Consider the following 17,953-nt stretch of genomic DNA (forward strand, 5'->3'; position numbering starts at 1 on the left):
TGGTCTAGTCTACCGGCGTAGTGTTACCGCGAGCGAAAGGACGAACCACATGGAGCAATGGTGGTACAACCACAAGACCGGTGAAGTCGAAGAGGGGCCGCAATCACTTGCGGTCGATCGCGACGGACCATTCGAAACGCGAGCAGAAGCCGAGCGAGCTCCGCAGATCATCGCCGAGCGTGCCCGCAAATGGGCAGCGGAGGAATCTGACGCCTAGAGCTCGCCTCAGCGGGCTCGGGCGCCGGCCCCTCGACAAGCCACACGCCGTGGCGCCTAGATGACTCCTTGCGCGAGCATGGCGTCAGCGACGCGCTTGAAACCGGCAGCGTTCGCGCCGACAACGTAGTCTCCGGGATGACCGTAGAATTCCGCGGCCTCCCACGCAGAAGCGTGAACGCCGCGCATGATCTCGTGAAGCTTGTCTTCGCTTGACGTGAAGTCCCAACGTTGGCGTGCGGCGTTCTGGCTCATCTCGAGCGCAGAAGTGGCGACTCCGCCTGCGTTGGCGGCCTTGCCGGGTGCAAACAGCACGTCTGCCGCTTGGAAAGTCTCGACCGCATCCGGAGTGCAGGGCATGTTCGCCCCTTCTGCGACGAGCGCGAGGCCATTATTCAGCAGGGTGCGGGCGTCATTGAGGGTGAGCTCGTTTTGGGTAGCGCAGGGGAAAGCTAACTCTCCCGGTACATGCCACACGGAACCTCCGGCGACATATCGCGCCGACGGGCGCCGCTCCGCGTACTCCGAAATGCGAGCGCGTTCGACCTCTTTCAATTGCTTGAGCAGTTCGAGATCGAGCCCGTTCTCGTCGACGATGTACCCGCCGGAGTCCGACGCGGTGATGGGTTTCGCGCCGAGCTGCTGAAGCTTTTCGATCGCGTAAATCGCCACGTTTCCGGAGCCCGAGACAATCGCGCGCTTTCCTTCAACGCTGTCTTGGCGCGTCGCCAACATTTCTTGTGCGAAGAAAACCGTGCCGTACCCGGTGGCTTCAGTACGAACTTCGGCGCCGCCCCACTGAACGCCCTTGCCCGTGAACATCCCTGATTCGTGGCGGTTCGTGAGCCGACGATACTGTCCGAAGAGGAATCCGATCTCTCGAGCGCCCACTCCCATGTCTCCAGCGGGAACGTCGGTGTGTTCGCCGAGATGGCGATAGAGCTCGCTCATGAAGCTCTGGCAGAAGCGCATGACTTCGGCATCCGATTTTCCATGCGGATCAAAATCTGAGCCGCCCTTTGCCCCGCCGATGCCTTGCCCGGTCAGTGCGTTCTTGAAGATCTGCTCGAAACCGAGGAACTTGACGATGCCTAAGTTGACGCTGGGATGAAAGCGCAGCCCGCCCTTGTACGGGCCGAGCGCCGAGTTGAACTGCACCCGAAAACCTCGGTTGACGCGAACGTTGCCCGCGTCGTCGTGCCAGGGTACCCGGAACATGATCTGGCGCTCGGGCTCAATCAACCGTTCGACAATTCCAGCGTCGACAAACTCGGGGTGGTTGTTCAGTACGGGTGAGATGGATTCAAGCACTTCGTGAAGCGCTTGGTGGAACACCGGTTCATGAGCATTGCGCTGAGTAGCTTCGTCGTAGACAGCGCGGAGGGCAGGGGAAAGTGCAGAAGTCATTCATCGCTTTCGCAAGTAGTGGTGAATCTAAGAAAAGGGTTGTGCCCTAGTAAGAGTGGTCCTCGGTCGGGTAAGAGCCGGAGGCCACATCAGCACGGTATTCGTCTACCGCGCCCGCGAGCGTCGCACGCAAGTCGGCGTACTGTTTGACAAATTTGGGGATGCGTCCCTTAGTGAGACCAGCCCAGTCCGTCCAGACCAAGAGCTGCCCATCAACGTGGGGGCCAGCGCCGACACCGATCGTCGGAATCGTGAGCGCTTCAGTGATCTTGGCTGCGGCATCCGCGGGAACCATTTCGAGCACGACCGCAAACGCGCCAGCCTCTTGAACGGCGAGAGCGTCGGCGAGAAGCTGCTCGAAGCCGTCTCCACGTCCCTGAATAACGTGGCCACCGAGGCCATGTTCGCTCTGCGGGGTGAAGCCGATGTGAGCCATCAGCGGGATTCCGGCATCCACGATGCGTCGAATCTGCTCGGCGCTGCGCACACCACCTTCCAGTTTCACGGCGTGGGCGCCGGTTTCCTTCATGAACCGGAACGCCGTGTGGAGCGCTTCGTCCGGTCCGGTTTCGTACGAGCCGAACGGCAAATCCGCCACAACGAATGCGCGCGTGACGGCGCCAGCAACAGCACGGGTGAGGGGGATGAGGTCGTCGATGCTCACTGGAAGGGTGGTGTCGTAGCCATAAACGTTGTTGCCGGCAGAGTCACCCACCAGCAAGAAGTCGATACCCGACTCGTCGAAGATTCCGGCGGTCAACTGGTCATAACTGGTGAGACCAACAATCTTGATCCCGTTCTCTTTCGCCGTCTGAAAATGGCGAGTGCGAACTCGTTTGAGCTTGGCTTGGGCGTCAGCGGCGGCGGAGTCAGTCATAGCCGTCAGTCTAACGATACCGGCGTGCGGCGCGATCGAGATCGGGCCGCGGCGAGTGCGCTGCGGAGACGCCCTCGAGCAAGTAACCTTAGAGCGGCAGAATCGATGTCGCAATTTCGCGGCAGGGCACGGATCGAGGGACTCAATGTCAATGGATAAGCAGCGCGATTTCGTTCTTCGTACTATTGAAGAACGCGGCATCAAATTCGTACGCCTCTGGTTTACGGACGTGGTGGGCACGCTCAAGAGCGTCGCTGTTGCTCCGGCAGAAATTGAGGGCGCCTTCGCAGAGGGCCTCGGCTTCGACGGCTCGGCCATTGAGGGCTTCACTCGGGCGTACGAAGCAGACATGCTCGCGCATCCCGACCCCACCACTTTTCAGATTCTGCCGTGGCGTGGAGAGATTGACCCCACTGCGCGTATGTTTTGTGACATCTCTACGCCTGACGGCCAGCCTGCAGCATCCGACCCTCGTAACGTGCTCAAGCGCACTCTTGAGAAGGCAGCCGAGCGCGGCTTCACCTTCTACACGCACCCTGAGATTGAGTTCTACTTGCTCAAGTCCAGCAAGCTTCGCAAGGGCCGTCCTGAGCCTGTCGATTCGGCGGGATTCTTTGACAATGTCCCCGGCGGAACCGCCCACGACTTCCGTCGCCGGTCGGTGCGGATGCTCGAAGATCTCGGTATCTCGGTGGAGTTCAGCCACCACGAGTCCGGCCCCGGTCAGAACGAGATCGACCTGCGCTACGCCGACGCTCTGACGACCGCAGACAACATCATGACGTTCCGTACCGTAATCAAAGAGGTCGCTATCGAGCAGGGCGTTTATGCGACGTTTATGCCGAAGCCGATGTCGGGTCAGCCTGGTTCGGGAATGCACACCCACATGTCTCTCTTCGAAGGCGACCAGAACGCGTTCTATGACGCAAGTGGTCACTACCAGCTGTCGAAGGTCGGTCGTCAGTTCATGGCCGGTGTCCTCAAGCACGCTCCCGAAATCACGGCCGTCACGAACCAGTTTGTGAACTCGTACAAGCGGCTCTGGGGCGGCGACGAAGCGCCGAGCTTCGTCACGTGGGGACACAACAACCGTTCCGCTCTCGTGCGCGTGCCGCTGTACAAGCCCGGCAAGGGACAGAGCGCTCGTATCGAGTACCGTGCTCTCGACTCGGCTGCCAACCCGTACCTTGCTTACTCGCTGCTGCTTGCTGCCGGGCTCAAGGGCATTGAAGAGGGCTACGAGCTTCCCCTTGAGGCTGAGGACGCCGTTGGTGATCTCTCCGAGCACGAGCGCCGCGCACTGGGTTACGAACAGTTGCCGTCGAACCTCAACCACGCGCTGAGCATCATGGAGAGTTCCGAGCTCGTTGCCGAAACGCTGGGCGAGCAAGTCTTCAACTTTGTGCTGCTCAACAAGCGTCGCGAGTGGAAGGAATACCGTGCTCAGGTAACGCCGTACGAGCTCGAGAGCAGCCTAGAGATCCTCTAGACCCCGCGGTCACGTTATGTCGACGCCTACCTACACTCTGACCGAACTCGCCAAACTGGGTTTTCTCGAACTCAGCGAGGCACGAGAGCGCCTTGTAGCGCTGGATCGGCCAGAAGTGCCGGCCTCGTTGTTCTCTCGCGCAGCAGACCCTGACCAGGCGCTTCGGCTGCTTCTTGAACTCTCCGAATCGGCACCTCAGCAGTTGGTGCCGCTGCTGCAGAACGATGAAGCCGCTGCGCGTCTTGTTCACGTGCTTGGGGCATCCTCCGGTCTCGGTGACTTTCTCGTTCGTCATCCCTCTGAATTGGATGCGATGTGCACGCCGATTGCGGCTCCATCTTCGCCGGAGGAATACGTCGAGTCCCTCACTGAAGTAACGCGCGAACTCGATGAGGAGGCTGCCTGGGTTGCGCTGCGCGTACGGTATCGCCGTGAGTTGGCCAAGATTACGGCGTGGGATCTGGCTCAAGACGATCCGCTTGCGGCCGTCGACCGTGTCGCGATGGCCCTCGCCGACCTTGCGGGGGCAGCCCTCGAGGCTTCTCTTTCGGTCGCCCGTCGTTCCGTCAACTTTCCCGAAGCGGATGTTGCGGCCACCCGCATCGCCATCATCGGCATGGGTAAGGCAGGCGCCCGAGAACTCAACTACGTGTCGGATGTCGACGTGATCTTCGTCACGGAGCCCGACGGCATCAGCGCCGACCGAGCGGTCACGATCGCAACGCCACTGGCAGTGCAGACAATTCGCGGCATCCAAGACCTCACGATTGAACCTGCTCTGTGGGAGGTCGACACGAACCTTCGGCCCGAGGGCAAAGACGGTGCTCTCGTTCGCACGCTCGAGTCTCATCTGGCGTATTACGACCGTTGGGCAGAGAGTTGGGAGTTCCAAGCCCTGCTCAAGGCGCGTCCCCTCGCCGGCGACCGCGAGCTCGGCCGTCGCTATATCGACGGGGTTTCGCCGCTGGTCTGGTCCAGCGCTTCTCGTGAAAACTTTGTCGCTTCAGTGCAGCGGATGCGGGAACGCGTCACCGAAAACATTCCTCCCCACGAGCGCGATGTGCAGCTCAAACTCGGCCCCGGCGGTCTGCGTGATATCGAGTTCACGGTGCAGCTACTGCAGCTTGTCCACGGACAAAACGATGACGACGTCCGCCAAACATCGAGCCTTCAAGCACTGATCGCCCTAGCAGAGCACGGCTATATCGGGCGGGTGGAGGCGGGGGAGTTCGCTCGGGACTATCGTTTCTTGCGGCTCCTCGAGCACCGCATCCAGTTGTCCCGCCTGCGTCGGACCCACCTCATGCCGCGCGACCCGGATGACCTCCGGGTGCTGGCGCGCGCAACCGGTATCGCAAAGAATGCTGCCGATCTCACGGAGCAGTGGCAGCGCACCAAGATTGCCGTGCGCCGCCTACACGAGCGTCTCTTCTATCGCCCCCTGCTCTCCGCGGTGGCGGCGCTGCCCGAAGAGGGCTTGGCGCTGTCGAGTGAGCAAGCGGCAGCGCGGCTCGCGGCGATTGGTTTTCTCGATCCCAAAGGCGCGCTCGCGCATATAGCGGCGCTCACCGGCGGCGTATCGCGAAGAGCAACGATTCAACGCGCACTGTTACCCGTCATGCTGCAATGGTTCTCTGAGGGCGCCGACCCCGATTACGGGCTGCTGGCGTTCCGTCGTCTGAGTGAGGCTCTAGGTGAGGCCTACTGGTTCTTGCGAATGTTGCGGGACTCCTCCGGGGCGGCTGAGCGGCTCACACACGTGCTCTCGGCATCCAAATATGTGGGTGGCTTGTTCGAGCGTATTCCGGAGGCGGCTGCATGGCTCGAGCACGAGAAGGAACTTCGCCCCCGACCTCTCGCGGTCCTTCGTGATGAGGCACGCGCCATCGTCTCCCGTCATAAGGGCCACGAGGATGCCGCGGCTGTCGCCCTGCGCACCGCACGTCGTCGTGAAGTGCTTCGGCTCGCGATTGGTTCCATTGTTGGAGTAATCACGATTCAGGAGCTTGGCCGTGGGTTGAGCGACATCACAACCACCATTCTTGAGGGAACACTCGCGGTTTTGCGTCCTGAACCTGATGGAATCGAGTTTGGCATCATCGCGATGGGGCGCTATGGAGGAGCCGAGTCCGGCTTCGGTTCCGACACTGACGTGATGTACGTTTATCGGGCGACCGATGCGACCGCCGAAGACGCCGCAAAACGGGCGACGGCTCTCGCGAAGGGTCTCACTCGCATTACCGAAGATGTGAAGCTGCCTCTCGACCTCGACCTCGACCTTCGTCCCGAAGGCAAGAATGGCGCTATTGTGCGCTCTCTCGAGTCGTACGAGGCTTACTACGAACGCTGGTCGCTCACCTGGGAAGCGCAAGCCCTGTTGCGTGCGCGCGGTGTTGCTGGCGATGACGCGTTACTCAGCGATTTCACCGAACTTGCCAATCGTGTGCGCTATCCGAAAGCGATTTCGCCGCAGAATGTTCGTGAGGTCAAGCGCATTAAGGCCCGGGTCGAGTCAGAGCGGCTTCCGCAGGCTGCAGACCCATCCCGTCACCTCAAACTCGGTCGTGGATCGCTGAGTGACGTCGAGTGGTTCGTCCAGTTGCTTCAGTTGCAGCATGGCGCAACCGTCGAGGGACTTCGCACAACATCGACTCTCGATGCTCTGGATGCTGCAGTCGAACACAAGTTTGTGACCGCCTCTGACGCCGCTCGTCTGCGCGAAGCGTGGATTCTCGCCTCCAGGGTGCGTTCAGCGATCACGTTGTGGACGTCTAAAACCTCAGATGTGCTGCCCACCGATCGCCTTCAGCTCGAAGGCATCGCCCGTATGTTGGAGTATCCGCCGGGATCGGCCAGTCAGCTCGAAGAGGACTACCTTCGCGCCACGCGTCGTGCGCGTCGAGTGTTCGAGCGGCGCTTCTACGGCGTCGCAAACGTTCCTCGTTCCTGAAGCGCGGGTCGGCTCAGCGCCGCGGAGTTCAAGCCGACTGGTGTGTGCGTTGCGGGGCTACTTTGTTTCGGCGGTGTAAAACCTGAAACCAAGTGGGCCGCGTCCAGATGCCGCTGTGTGCGCCCTTCATTCTTGTACCCCATTGTGGGGAGGGGCGGTGGCGAATGTGTGACTCAGATTCGGAACCGACGCCATCATAGCCGACCAGTTCTCCCCGCTCACGCGGAGCCTCCATCGTCTGAAAAACGCCCCGGACTAGCATTTTCTTCAAACCGGCTGCACCTCGGTAACGTTGCGTCGACGCGTCTCACACGACTTTCTTCAACCTCGCTCACGGGGCAGCGCGAGTTGATCCACAACGTCAGCAGAAAGGCCCACACGGCGACTGCGAGGTCGCTGCGATCGAGACCACTTAACGTTGCAACCTGCCGAAACCGCAGCCTTGCGGTCGGCAAAACCAGCGGTCAATAATCAAGCAACTCAGGGTCGAGAAGCATCCTCAGCGTCGCGGATGATCACCGTTCACAATGACAAAGTCGGGGGCATTCGTGTTTATTTTCATTCTGCAGCTTCGCCACATGATCGAGGGGCACCCCGAGATCTATATGTTCGCCATCTACTCATCGCTTATCTGGGCGCTCTGGTTACTCAAGGTCATATTGTCGTCGCGGTATCGACCGTATACCGGCACCTTTACGGGCACGACAAGTGTTGTCGTGCCCGTGCTGGACGAACCAGAGGACCTCTTTCGTGATGTTCTCGCTCGCATGGTCGAACAGCGGCCCTCCGAGATCATCGTTGTCATTAACGGTGCTCCGAACCCCACGCTGGAGCGGATCAGTGAAGAGTTTGCACCGTTGGTGCGCTGGGTGCACACCCCCATCCCGGGCAAGCGCAATGCCGTGATGATCGGTACGGAGTTGTCAACCGGCGACATCACGGTGCTCGTCGATTCCGACACAGTGTGGACAGACAACACGCTGTCAGAGCTTGTTCGTCCGTTCGCCGACGCCAAGGTAGGCGGGGTCACGACGAGGCAGCGCATCCTGGAGCCAGAACGAAGTTGGATTACCCGTTGGGCGGACTGGCTAGAGAATTCGCGGGCGCTTTATTCAATGCCGGCTCAGAGCGTGCTCGGCCAAGTGGGGTGCTTGCCCGGACGCACTATCGCGTTCCGCCGGTCGATCATGATGCGCGTGATGGATCGCTTCATGAATGAGCGCTTTATGGGCGTTTTCCTGGAGGTCAGCGATGACCGAACCCTCACTAACCTCGCGCTTCAGGAAGGTCATCGCACGGTGTACCAGCACACCTCGTTGGTCTATACCGATGCTCCGCTTGAGGTGAAGAAGCTATACAAGCAGCAATTGCGGTGGGCACGGGGCAGTCAGTACAACACGCTTCGGATGCTTCCCTGGATGCTGGGCCACGCTCCAGTGTTGGCCGTCTTCTTCGTGATGGACATCATCTTGCCTTTCCTGCTGGCGGGCGTCGTAGCGGGCTGGATCTACCGCGCCGTGAGCGGGCAGGGGTACAACTTCTACGAAGGCTTCCTTTCGGAATATGGAGTGCAGAGCGGCGTGCTTCTGGTGCTCGGCCTCATGGTCGTCTCCTCGGTAGTGAGCATGGCGATTCGACAAGTGCGCCATCTCTCTGAAAAGCCGATGGACTTCTTACGACTTCCGGCCTTCATCATCGTTTCGACGGCGTTTTTGATGCCCATCCGGCTCATTGGTTTCTTCAAGATGGGCCACGCCAGCGGCTGGGGCACCCGGGCAGGGGCGTACGCGGGTGGCAACTCCAATGATCTTCTCGTCGAACAACTCGATGCTGACCGTGAGGCTATCGCTGATCTGGATTTTCAGCCAGCGAGCCCTGCCGGGGCGGTGGCTGTACTTGAAGCGCCGCCACGACGCGCAACACGCGTGGCAGCGAAGGCAGCTCCTGCACCTCGGCTCAACCCCAAGGCCGCGTGGCCTTACGTCATCGGTATTTCGATTTTCGCAGTAGAGGCGGTATCCATTGTTTTCTTCTCGTAACTCCGCAATCGGTAGTAGCGCCGCAGCATGGTGGGCAGTCAGTAGCGCGCGAACACGCTGGACGGGCGTCGGAAGCGCCGCCCTAGTTCTCACGCTCGGCGCGACTAGTGCCTTCGTGTGGATCTCACCGACTAGTCCCGTCAATCAAACCCTCAGCAACGCCGCGAAGAGCGTGCTCGAAGCAGAGACTTTGGCGACTGAACGAGCCGCATGGGAAGAGGAGCGAAACGACCTACTCTCTGAGATCGATGGGCTCGAAGAATCCATCGACGTCGCGAAGAAGAATCTGACCGAGACCAACGCCCAGTCTGCGGCACTGCAGCAGGAACTGTGGTCGGTGGAGGGCACGCTCAAGGCCTTGCAGGCGAGTAGGTCGACAAACTCCACCGCACCAGCACCGTCGACCCCCAGCAAACCGCAGACTCCGCCCATCGCGGCAGGCATAACGGCGCCGACCAAAGCCGAGATCGTGAATCCTGCCTCGTCCTATCTGGGGCTATTTACGGAGCAAGCACCATTCAACTGGGCAACGTATGACTCGGTCTCAGCCGCATTGGGCAGCACCCCCAACACGGTGGGCTACTTCGGCGGCTGGGATGAAGACTTTAGGGCAAATGCGGTGACACGATCCTGGTCACGAGACACGCTTCCCATTCTGACCTGGGAGTCACGCCCGATCGGCGCGGCAAACGATCAAGTCGTCGAGCCCGATTACACCCTGCCGGCGATCATCGGTAACCCCGAGGCCGGAGTTGAGGGTGCGTTCGACGACTACCTTCACGAGTACGCGCGTGACATCGTTGCTACAGGGCTACCTCTCGGCATCCGCCTCAACCATGAGATGAACGGCGTCTGGTACCCGTGGTCTGAGACGGATGGGCAAGGCAACTCCATCAACTCCAATCGCGTCGGGGACTTCGTCACCATGTGGCAGCATGTCCACGACATTTTTGCCGAAGAAGGCGCCAATGATCTTGTGATCTGGATCTGGGCGCCGAACATTATCAACAATCTTCCCGCGACTCACCAACCATCGGAGTTCCTCGACGGGCTCTATCCCGGTGATGACTATGTGGACTGGGTCGGGCTTTCTGGCTACCTCAGGCCGCCCTACAAACCCGAGAACAATTTCACTTTCAGCTACACCTTCGACGCGAGCCTCGCTGAGCTGAGACGCCTCACTACGAAGCCGATCTTTCTCGCAGAGATCGGTGCCTCGGAAACGGGGGGCCACAAAGTCGAGTGGGTGACAAGCATGTTTGAGTCCTTGGCACAGCCAGAGAACGACGACATCGTCGGTATCTCGTGGTTCAACTTGGCGATCACGACCTATGTCGAAGGGGAGCGCGCCACCAACGATTGGCGAATCGAATCTCGTCCGGATTCGCTCGCCGCCTTTATCGAAGGTCTGGCGAGACCCGATAGCGACTTCACACTCACGACACGCTGAACCGATGAATAAGGAGAAGGATATGAACAGCACAGCGGCATCCGCAGCAGGGCAGATCATCGGTCAGTGGGGCGGCGCTGAGCGTCCGCGCTTGAGCGTCGTCGGCACCGGCTATCTCGGCGCAACCCATGCCGCAGCGATGGCCGAAATGGGGTTCGACGTCATCGGGGTTGACACCGATCCCGCCAAGGTGAAGCAACTCAGCGAGGGAAAAGTTCCCTTCTTCGAGCCGGGATTACCTGAGTTCATCCGCACGCACGTCGCGAGCGGGAGGCTTCGCTTCACGACCGACCTGGCAGAGGCCACCGCGAACTCCGACATCCACTTCATCTGCGTCGGTACCCCGCAGCAGCGGGGGAGTAACGCGGCGAACCTCGATTATGTTGAAGAGGCGACGCGACAGGTGGCGCGCTATCTCACGCACGACGGGCTCATCGTCGGCAAGTCGACGGTGCCGGTGGGCACGGGGGCACGCTTGCGCTCCATCGTTGCGGATGCGGCCCCTCTGGATGTCGCGGTCGAACTGGTATGGAACCCCGAGTTTCTCCGTGAGGGCAAGGCTGTCGAGGACACCCTGCGCCCGGATCGCATCGTGCTGGGTGGCGTCTCGCCCCGCTCGGAAGCGGCGCTTCGCCACGTGTACGCGATCCCGATTGAATCGGGCACACCCGTAATTGTGTGTGACCTTCCGACAGCAGAACTCGTCAAGGTGAGTGCGAACGCATTCTTAGCCACCAAGATCTCCTTCATCAACGCGATCGCGGAGGTGTGCGACTCTGCCGGCGCCGACGTGGCGGTCCTGGCGGATGCACTCGGTCACGATGTGCGCATCGGCCGGCAGTTCCTTAACGCGGGCCTCGGATTCGGCGGGGGCTGCCTGCCGAAGGACATTCGGGCTCTCATTCACCGCTCGAGTGAGCTCGGGGCGACGAAGGCTGCGGCGCTGCTTCAACAGGTCGATGAGATCAACATGTCGCAGCGGCTCCAGGTGATCGGTCTGGCCATCGACGCCTGCGGTGGCTCAGTGCTCAACCGGCGCATCGGAATCCTGGGCGCTGCTTTCAAGCCGCTCACCGACGACGTGAGAGACTCGCCAGCGCTCAATGTGGCGGCAGCGCTGCACCTGCGCGGGGCTCAAGTGGTGGTCTATGACCCGCAAGCTACTGAAACGGCGCAGCGGATGTTCCCTACTCTCACCTATGTGGATTCGGTTGACGAGGCGGCAGCCGGTTCCGATGCGTTGCTTGTGCTCACGGAGTGGGACGAGTTCGCGGCGAGCGATCCGGTTGCTCTGGGCGCTCTCGTCGGCCGCCGGGTCATGATCGATGCCCGAAACTGTTTGCCCGCTGCGACGTGGCGTGCTGCTGGCTGGTCATTCAGTGGACTCGGGGCGGCATCCTCGAAGGCTCCTGCTATCGACGGCAGCGGGGTCGACCTCACGCGTCGCACTCCGCAGCTGGCACCAGCGGGCTAGTCCGCATTCGTTAACGAAGTGGGGCCGCATCCCAAAAGATGCGGCCCCACTCTCTGCTGTGTGAGCGCTTAGACGCCGAAGTACAGTTCGTACTCGTACGGGTGCGGGCGCTGTGCGAACGGAAGCAGTTCGTTCGTGCGCTTGTAGTCGATCCACGTCTCAATGAGGTCCTTGGTGAAGACGTTGCCTTCCATGAGGAACTCGTGGTCGTTCTCCAGCGCGACGAGCGCATCCTCAAGCGAGGCAGGAACCTGGGGAATCAGACGGGCTTCCTCCGGGGGCAATTCGTAGAGGTCCTTATCGACGGGCTCGTGCGGCTCGATCTTGTTCTTGATGCCGTCGAGGCCAGCCATGAGCTGAGCAGCGAATGCGAGGTACGGGTTACCCGAAGCGTCAGGCGCGCGGAACTCGATGCGCTTGGCCTTGGGGTTGGTTCCCGTGATCGGGATGCGGATGGAAGCCGAACGGTTTCCAGCTGAGTAAACGAGGTTCACGGGCGCTTCGAATCCAGGAATCAGGCGACGGTACGAGTTGACCGTCGGGTTCGTGAACGCGAGAACAGCAGGAGCGTGCTTGAGGAGTCCACCGATGTACCAGCGAGCGGTGTCGCTGAGTCCGCCGTAGCCTTTTTCGTCGTAGAACAGAGGTGAACCGTCGTTCCACAGCGACTGGTGGGTGTGCATTCCCGATCCGTTGTCGCCGAAGAGTGGCTTGGGCATGAACGTTGCGGTCTTGCCCCACTCGTTCGCGGTGTTCTTGACGATGTACTTGAACTTGAGGATGTCGTCACCGGCGTGAACGAGGGTGTCGAACTTGTAGTTGATTTCACCTTGGCCTGCGGTGCCGACCTCGTGGTGGCTGCGCTCGACCTCGAGTCCAACATCGATGAGCTTCACAACGATGTCGTCGCGGAGGTCTGCGTGCTGGTCGACGGGGGAGACGGGGAAGTAGCCGCCCTTGAAGGGGGTCTTGTTGGCGAGGTTACCGCCTTCTTCGCTGCGGCCGCTGTTCCAGGCACCTTCGCTGGAATCCACTTCGTAGAAGCTCTTGTTCGCTTTCACTTCGTAGCGAACGTCGTCGAAGATGTAAAACTCTGCTTCGGAAGCGAAGAAGGCGGTGTCCGCAATTCCCGTCGACGCAAGGTACTTTTCGGCCTTCTTGGCAACCTGACGCGGGTCGCGAGCGTAGATCTCGCCGTTGCGGGGGTTGTAGATGTCGAAAATAATGATCAGGGTGCGCTCGACCCGGAACGGGTCAATGTAGGCGGTAGTGACGTCGGGGATCAGTTGAAGATCCGACTCGTGGATTGACTGGAAACCGCGGATCGATGAACCATCGAAGAGCTGGCCGACAGCGAAGAAGTCTTCATCGACTGAGGCGGCGGGAATGTTGAAGTGCTGCTGGATACCGGGAAGATCGGTAAACCGGATGTCGACGAACTTGACGTCTGTGTCCTTGATAAAGGCAAGAACCTCAGACGAATTGGAAAACTTCGGATGAGACATTGAGTGGAACTCCAAGGGGTTCATTTGATGATCGGCTGTCGTTACAGCCACCTCTTAGGGTACAGAACCCGAGTTTCGCCGTCACTTCAGTAATGTTTCCGGCATGTTACGCGCCCGCCGTTCGTTAGTCTTATGACGTGAATCAGCGAGCAATGAGCCCCGGTGAGTGGCCTGGCAAACGAATCGGACTCCCTGCGGAAGGCCCGCGTTCCATTGGCCGTCTCGGCCGCAGACTAGTGGCTCTCGCTATCGATTGGGGCTTTGCCGTGATCGTATCGATTGCCTTCTTCAACTACGAACCGTTTGCGACACTCGGTATTTTCGTCGCGGCCACCATTATTCTTTTGATTACGGCGAATGGAAGCTTCGGTCACCTCGTGGCAGGGCTGCGAGTGGTTCCCATAACAGGCGGCGTGCTCGCTGTATGGCGGCCCATCGTTCGCACGGTGCTCATGGCACTGGTCATTCCTGCCGTGATCTGGGATGCGGACCAGCGTGGAATGCACGATCGCATTGCGGGCACGCTACTGGTTCGTCGTTAGCCGCAATTCAGAGATTCTATGCGCGCTGAGACCGCTGCGCACGCGCCTTCATCGGGTCAATTCCCTTAGGAATCGGAAGTCCGTTCTTGTCGAGGGACTTCAATCTGTTGGTGATCGCGAGGATTTCCGGTTTGCGCAGTACGTTCTTGAGCTTCCCCAAGGCGGGCGCAAGCTTATGCAGCGCCACGGAGTCGGCATCCGGTCCCACATAGATAAAATGAACGGGAACATTGGGCAGGAAGCGGTTCATCTTTCGACGTTCGTCTTCGAGCATCTTTTGCGTGCGGCTCTGGGGCCCCTCACCGATCAAGGCAATGCCTCCCTTGCCCACAGCGCGGTATACCGCATCCTGAGTCTTGGGGCTAATGGCTACAGGCATCTCGCTCGCTGTCCACCCGCGGCGAAGCGAGCTTTTCAGTACCGCACCTACAGCACCCGGCTGGCCGGCGATCTGCGAGTAGGCAGCTCGCTCCGCGCGACGGCCGAGAACAATGAGGAAGGCCAGAAGTCCCGCCATAACGCCGGCAACGATGTACAGCACGAAGCCGAGCACATTCTCGGATGAGAGAAGGAACGCCAAAGCAAGCCCGACCAGAATTGGCAGAAGAAAAGCCAACAAGAAAAACCAGATCGCGAGATTGTCATACCGTCGTGTCATTTGGAACACCTGGTACATCTGCTTGATGCGACCGGGTTCTTTGGGAGCCTTAGGGTTTTTTTCGCTGCGTGCCATAGTTCTAGGATACGGCTTTCAGCGGCGTCATGATTGCGCTCGAACAATCGCCGCCATTTAACGCTGAGCGCCGGAGAAACTGAGCTCTCCTGTCCTCCCGTTCTTGTGAGGCGCGCCGTCTTCCCCACCCTCGCCTGACTTGCGGGGGACTCACGGCACTAGCGCCGATGCTGTAACAGTGAAAGATGACACCATTGCCGGCTACCACACGATTCGACCGCTGAGCGAAGGACTGCAGTCCCGAACGGCACTAGTGAGTGCGCTATCGTCATCCATCGACGACGCACCCTCAGAGTTGAAGGCCGTCAAGCGCTTTGATCCCGGAGTGCCTTTCACGCGCATACTGACAGAGATCGAGTGCTGCGCGAGAGCGCAGGGCGAGTCCACCCGCCTGATTGATGATGTCGCTGTTTCGCCCGACGGAGCACCGGCGATCGTCCTCGCGTGGCAGGGGGCAGTCTCGCTTCGGCGTCTGTTGCGAGAACGCGATTCGCTGCGACCGGGAGAGGCGATCACGATTCTGGCGCCGTTGAGCGCCGCGTTGGGCCGGATGCATCGGGCGGGCGTCTCACTAGGGGCAATCACCGTAGACGGTATCTGTTTCGATAGGGCGGGGCGCCCGTTCTTCGCCGACTGGGAAAGTGCCCACTATCGATCTGACGTACCCACGCCGCTGAATGTGCAACACGACGCCACGTATGGAGAAGACCGCGCCCAGTTTGCAGCAGTCACGTCCAGTGTGCTCGCCGCAGTCGTCGCTGATCGCGACGCAGAACGCCGCGTTGCTGAGTTCACGGCGTGGCTAGAAGATCACTCCAGCCACTGCGCTGTCGACTGGGACCTTCACTGGGAGCGACAACTCTTTGAGCTCGGCGCTGCCGAACCAGTAAGGTTCACATCGGCGGAGAACGATCGGCTCGACGAAGCTCTGTTATTTGTGCGAGAACACAGACCGCAATTGTCAGAACGTCCAGCCGGCGTTAACGCGCACTGGGGTGCGCTACTCGCTTTTTCTCCGGGTATTCAGGAGAATATCGGCAACGTGCTTCGCAGACTTAAACTCGCGGGCGAACATCTCCGGGAGGCGATCAAACGGTGGTGCTCGCCGGTCCCGAAACGTACCTGGGTGGTCGCTGTTGCGGGAGCAATCGCGCTCGTGCTTGCGGTAGCGCTCTGGCTGGCAGGCAACGCCGAGGCCGATGCGGGCACCGGGGTGAATTCATCCGGCGAGAAAGCTGTTTTTGAGCTCGACGAGGACTCGAGAACGGTTATGGCAGGCGCCGCGAGTGGACAAGGCACCGAAAGCGTCGAGGAGGAACACCCTCGTGCAGCCACGAAAAGTAGCGAGCTATCGGGTGATCCTCTCGATGCGCTCGCAACCCTTCTAAGAACCCGTGAACACTGCTTAGCAGATCTTTCGACCAAGTGCCTCGACGTGGTTGCGCAGCGTGATTCGCCTGCGTTCAGGGCGGATGCTGCAACGATCGCGGCGGTGCTCGGGGGCCAAGAGCTAGCGCCGGCTTTGCTCTTCGACCCGTCGGAGGCACACGAGGTGCAACGACTCGGGGACAGCGTTCTCTTCGAGTTCGACGCACCGGACGGCGCAAACAAACCGGCCTCGCTCCTTCTGGTGAAGGGCGAGGCCGGTTGGCGAATCAGGAGCTATACACTCCCTCAACAATGATGCGGGTTCGTTCAGATTCCGAGCTTGTCGGCGAAGTCGCCGCCCTCGAGACGCTTCTTCACATCGACGAGGAAGCCTGCAGCATCCGCTCCATCCACGATGCGGTGGTCGTAGCTCAGTGCGAGGTAGACCATCGAACGGATCGCGATTGAATCACCGTTGGCATCGCTGATGACCACAGGCTTTTTGGTGACAATGCCGGTGCCGAGGATTGCCGACTGCGGGAGGAACACGACAGGCGTGTCGAATAGTGCGCCACGCGAGCCGGTATTCGTGAGCGTGAAGGTTCCACCCGAGAGCTCGTCAGGGGTCAACTTGTTGTCGCGGGTGCGTGCTGCGAGGTCTGCAATTTCGCCAGCCAGACCTGCGATATCGAGCGATGCAGCATCTCGGATGACCGGGGTCAGTAGACCGCGCTCAGTGTCGACCGCAATGCTGATGTTCTCCTGTGCCGGGTAGACGATCGAGTTGTCTTCAATCGTCGCATTGATGATCGGGTGTGCTGTCAGCGCCTCCGCTGCGGCCAATGCAAAGAACGGAAGGAACGAGAGCTTATTGCCGGTCTTGGCAAGGAAGTCATCCTTTACCTTGTTGCGGAAGTTCGCTACCGCGGTGACGTCTACCTCTACGACCGAGGTGAGCTGAGCGGACGACTGCATCGAGAGCACAGCACGCTCGGCAATAACCTTGCGAAGTCGAGACATGGGAACAGTAGTTCCCCGCAGCGGTGAAACTTCTAGCGGTGCCGAGGTTGCAGTCGAGCTCTCAGCGGCAGGTGCAGCACTCGTGGACTGCTCGCTCGCAGCAAGGACATCCTGCTTGCGAATGCGGCCTCCGACGCCAGTGCCTGCGATGGTGCTGAGATCAACGCCGCGCTCCTTCGCGAGCTTGCGCACGAGCGGAGTGAGGTAGCCAGCCTGCGAGTCGTCGCTGTCGTCTGAGTCCGTAGCCGCGGGTGCAGCTTCTTCAGCGGGAGCGGCGGGCGCTTCTGCCTCGGGAACAGCGGCGGGCGCTTCCTGCGCGGCCGGAGTAGCGTCTTCGGCGGGATCCTCGGGGGCTACCGCAGGAGCCTGCTCAGTCGCGGCAGGAGCAGCGGACTCGGCAGCGGGTGCCGCCTCGGCTGCAGGAGCTTCCGCTGCTGGAGTTTCATTCGCCGGAGTTTCGGCCGCAGGAGCCTCCGTTGCGGGCGCAGCCTGCTCGGCGGGCGCTTCAGTAGCGGGCGCAGCCTGCTCGGCGGGCGCTTCAGTAGCGGGTGCGGCTTCTTCGGCGGGAGCTTCTTTTGCGGGAGCGTCGCCGCCACCCGAACCATCGCCGATCTTTACGAGCGCGGTGCCCACTTCTACTGTTTCGTCTTCGGCAACCAAGATCTCTTCGATGACACCGGCGACGGGAGAGGGAATCTCCGTGTCGACCTTGTCAGTCGAGACCTCGAGCAGGGGTTCGTCAACCTCTACACGCTCGCCGACTTGCTTCAGCCAGCGGGTCACCGTGCCCTCGGTGACACTCTCTCCGAGTGCCGGAAGGTTAACGGATTCGCTCATCAGTACTGCTCCTTTGTGATGCTTGTCATCAATAGCTTAGTTCCGT

At 60.4% G+C, this 17,953-nt stretch carries 13 protein-coding genes; 8 read left to right on the plus strand and 5 right to left on the minus strand.

The window, feature by feature from the left end; genetic code table 11:
* The first annotated feature begins 49 nt into the window (after positions 1-49).
* On the plus strand, positions 50-217 hold the full coding sequence (locus tag ACR3YK_RS11125; protein WP_341619839.1) for a methionine aminopeptidase: 168 nt from the start codon (positions 50-52) through the stop codon (positions 215-217).
* Positions 218-273: 56 nt separating this feature from the next.
* Here the strand turns inward: ACR3YK_RS11125 and gdhA are convergent, their stop codons facing one another.
* The gene (gdhA, locus tag ACR3YK_RS11130) at positions 274-1,623 is read right to left on the minus strand and encodes an NADP-specific glutamate dehydrogenase (protein WP_486174934.1); all 1,350 of its coding nucleotides are present in this window, start codon (positions 1,621-1,623) and stop codon (positions 274-276) included.
* Positions 1,624-1,669: 46 nt separating this feature from the next.
* A complete protein-coding gene (gene panB / locus ACR3YK_RS11135) occupies positions 1,670-2,500 on the minus strand; it encodes a 3-methyl-2-oxobutanoate hydroxymethyltransferase (protein ID WP_486174935.1) in 831 nt (276 codons plus the stop codon).
* A 151-nt stretch (positions 2,501-2,651) separates the two neighbouring features.
* Between panB and ACR3YK_RS11140 the strand changes: the two genes are divergently transcribed.
* From ACR3YK_RS11140 to ACR3YK_RS11160, 5 genes are all read left to right on the plus strand, one after another.
* A complete protein-coding gene (locus ACR3YK_RS11140) occupies positions 2,652-3,989 on the plus strand; it encodes a glutamine synthetase family protein (protein WP_486174936.1) in 1,338 nt (445 codons plus the stop codon).
* Between the two features lie 16 nt (positions 3,990-4,005).
* Positions 4,006-6,939, plus strand: a complete 2,934-nt coding sequence (locus ACR3YK_RS11145; RefSeq protein WP_486174937.1) for a bifunctional [glutamine synthetase] adenylyltransferase/[glutamine synthetase]-adenylyl-L-tyrosine phosphorylase — start codon at positions 4,006-4,008, stop codon at positions 6,937-6,939.
* Positions 6,940-7,487: 548 nt separating this feature from the next.
* Positions 7,488-8,978: a glycosyltransferase family 2 protein gene (locus ACR3YK_RS11150; protein ID WP_486174938.1), complete on the plus strand. Its 1,491-nt coding sequence runs from the start codon at positions 7,488-7,490 to the stop codon at positions 8,976-8,978.
* On the plus strand, positions 8,962-10,428 hold the full coding sequence (locus ACR3YK_RS11155; RefSeq protein WP_486174939.1) for a glycosyl hydrolase: 1,467 nt from the start codon (positions 8,962-8,964) through the stop codon (positions 10,426-10,428). The genes ACR3YK_RS11150 and ACR3YK_RS11155 overlap by 17 nt, the downstream gene beginning before the upstream one ends.
* Before the next feature lie 22 nt (positions 10,429-10,450).
* A complete protein-coding gene (locus ACR3YK_RS11160) occupies positions 10,451-11,902 on the plus strand; it encodes a UDP-glucose dehydrogenase family protein (protein WP_486174940.1) in 1,452 nt (483 codons plus the stop codon).
* Positions 11,903-11,970: 68 nt separating this feature from the next.
* Here ACR3YK_RS11160 and glnA read toward each other — a convergent pair whose 3' ends face one another.
* Positions 11,971-13,407 carry a type I glutamate--ammonia ligase gene (gene glnA, locus ACR3YK_RS11165; RefSeq protein WP_486174941.1) on the minus strand — a complete coding sequence of 479 codons (1,437 nt, stop codon included), beginning with the start codon at positions 13,405-13,407 and terminating at the stop codon, positions 11,971-11,973.
* Positions 13,408-13,559: 152 nt separating this feature from the next.
* Here glnA and ACR3YK_RS11170 point away from each other — a divergent pair, with 152 nt between their 5' ends.
* Positions 13,560-13,949, plus strand: coding sequence for an RDD family protein (locus tag ACR3YK_RS11170; protein ID WP_486176407.1), 390 nt, complete (start codon positions 13,560-13,562; stop codon positions 13,947-13,949).
* A 16-nt stretch (positions 13,950-13,965) separates the two neighbouring features.
* On the opposite strand, the gene ACR3YK_RS11175 is transcribed toward ACR3YK_RS11170, so the two are convergent.
* Positions 13,966-14,682 (minus strand): DUF4191 domain-containing protein, encoded by a 717-nt coding sequence (locus ACR3YK_RS11175; protein WP_486174942.1) that lies wholly within the window; start codon positions 14,680-14,682, stop codon positions 13,966-13,968.
* Between the two features lie 178 nt (positions 14,683-14,860).
* Between ACR3YK_RS11175 and ACR3YK_RS11180 the strand changes: the two genes are divergently transcribed.
* A complete protein-coding gene (locus tag ACR3YK_RS11180; RefSeq protein ID WP_486174943.1) occupies positions 14,861-16,366 on the plus strand; it encodes a hypothetical protein in 1,506 nt (501 codons plus the stop codon).
* 11 nt (positions 16,367-16,377) lie between these two features.
* On the opposite strand, the gene sucB is transcribed toward ACR3YK_RS11180, so the two are convergent.
* Positions 16,378-17,907, minus strand: coding sequence for a 2-oxoglutarate dehydrogenase, E2 component, dihydrolipoamide succinyltransferase (gene sucB / locus ACR3YK_RS11185; protein ID WP_486174944.1), 1,530 nt, complete (start codon positions 17,905-17,907; stop codon positions 16,378-16,380).
* Between the last annotated feature and the right edge of the window lie 46 nt (positions 17,908-17,953).

Source organism: Salinibacterium sp. 10G20-15 (assembly GCF_057365065.1).

Coding starts and splice junctions, on each gene's coding strand:
- sucB (WP_486174944.1), bottom strand. CDS start 17,907: ATGAGCGAATCCGTTAACCTTCCGGCACTCGGAGAGAGTGTCACCGAG.
- ACR3YK_RS11145 (WP_486174937.1), top strand. CDS start 4,006: ATGTCGACGCCTACCTACACTCTGACCGAACTCGCCAAACTGGGTTTT.
- ACR3YK_RS11125 (WP_341619839.1), top strand. CDS start 50: ATGGAGCAATGGTGGTACAACCACAAGACCGGTGAAGTCGAAGAGGGG.
- ACR3YK_RS11160 (WP_486174940.1), top strand. CDS start 10,451: ATGAACAGCACAGCGGCATCCGCAGCAGGGCAGATCATCGGTCAGTGG.
- gdhA (WP_486174934.1), bottom strand. CDS start 1,623: ATGACTTCTGCACTTTCCCCTGCCCTCCGCGCTGTCTACGACGAAGCT.
- ACR3YK_RS11170 (WP_486176407.1), top strand. CDS start 13,560: ATGAGCCCCGGTGAGTGGCCTGGCAAACGAATCGGACTCCCTGCGGAA.
- glnA (WP_486174941.1), bottom strand. CDS start 13,407: ATGTCTCATCCGAAGTTTTCCAATTCGTCTGAGGTTCTTGCCTTTATC.
- panB (WP_486174935.1), bottom strand. CDS start 2,500: ATGACTGACTCCGCCGCCGCTGACGCCCAAGCCAAGCTCAAACGAGTT.
- ACR3YK_RS11175 (WP_486174942.1), bottom strand. CDS start 14,682: ATGGCACGCAGCGAAAAAAACCCTAAGGCTCCCAAAGAACCCGGTCGC.
- ACR3YK_RS11140 (WP_486174936.1), top strand. CDS start 2,652: ATGGATAAGCAGCGCGATTTCGTTCTTCGTACTATTGAAGAACGCGGC.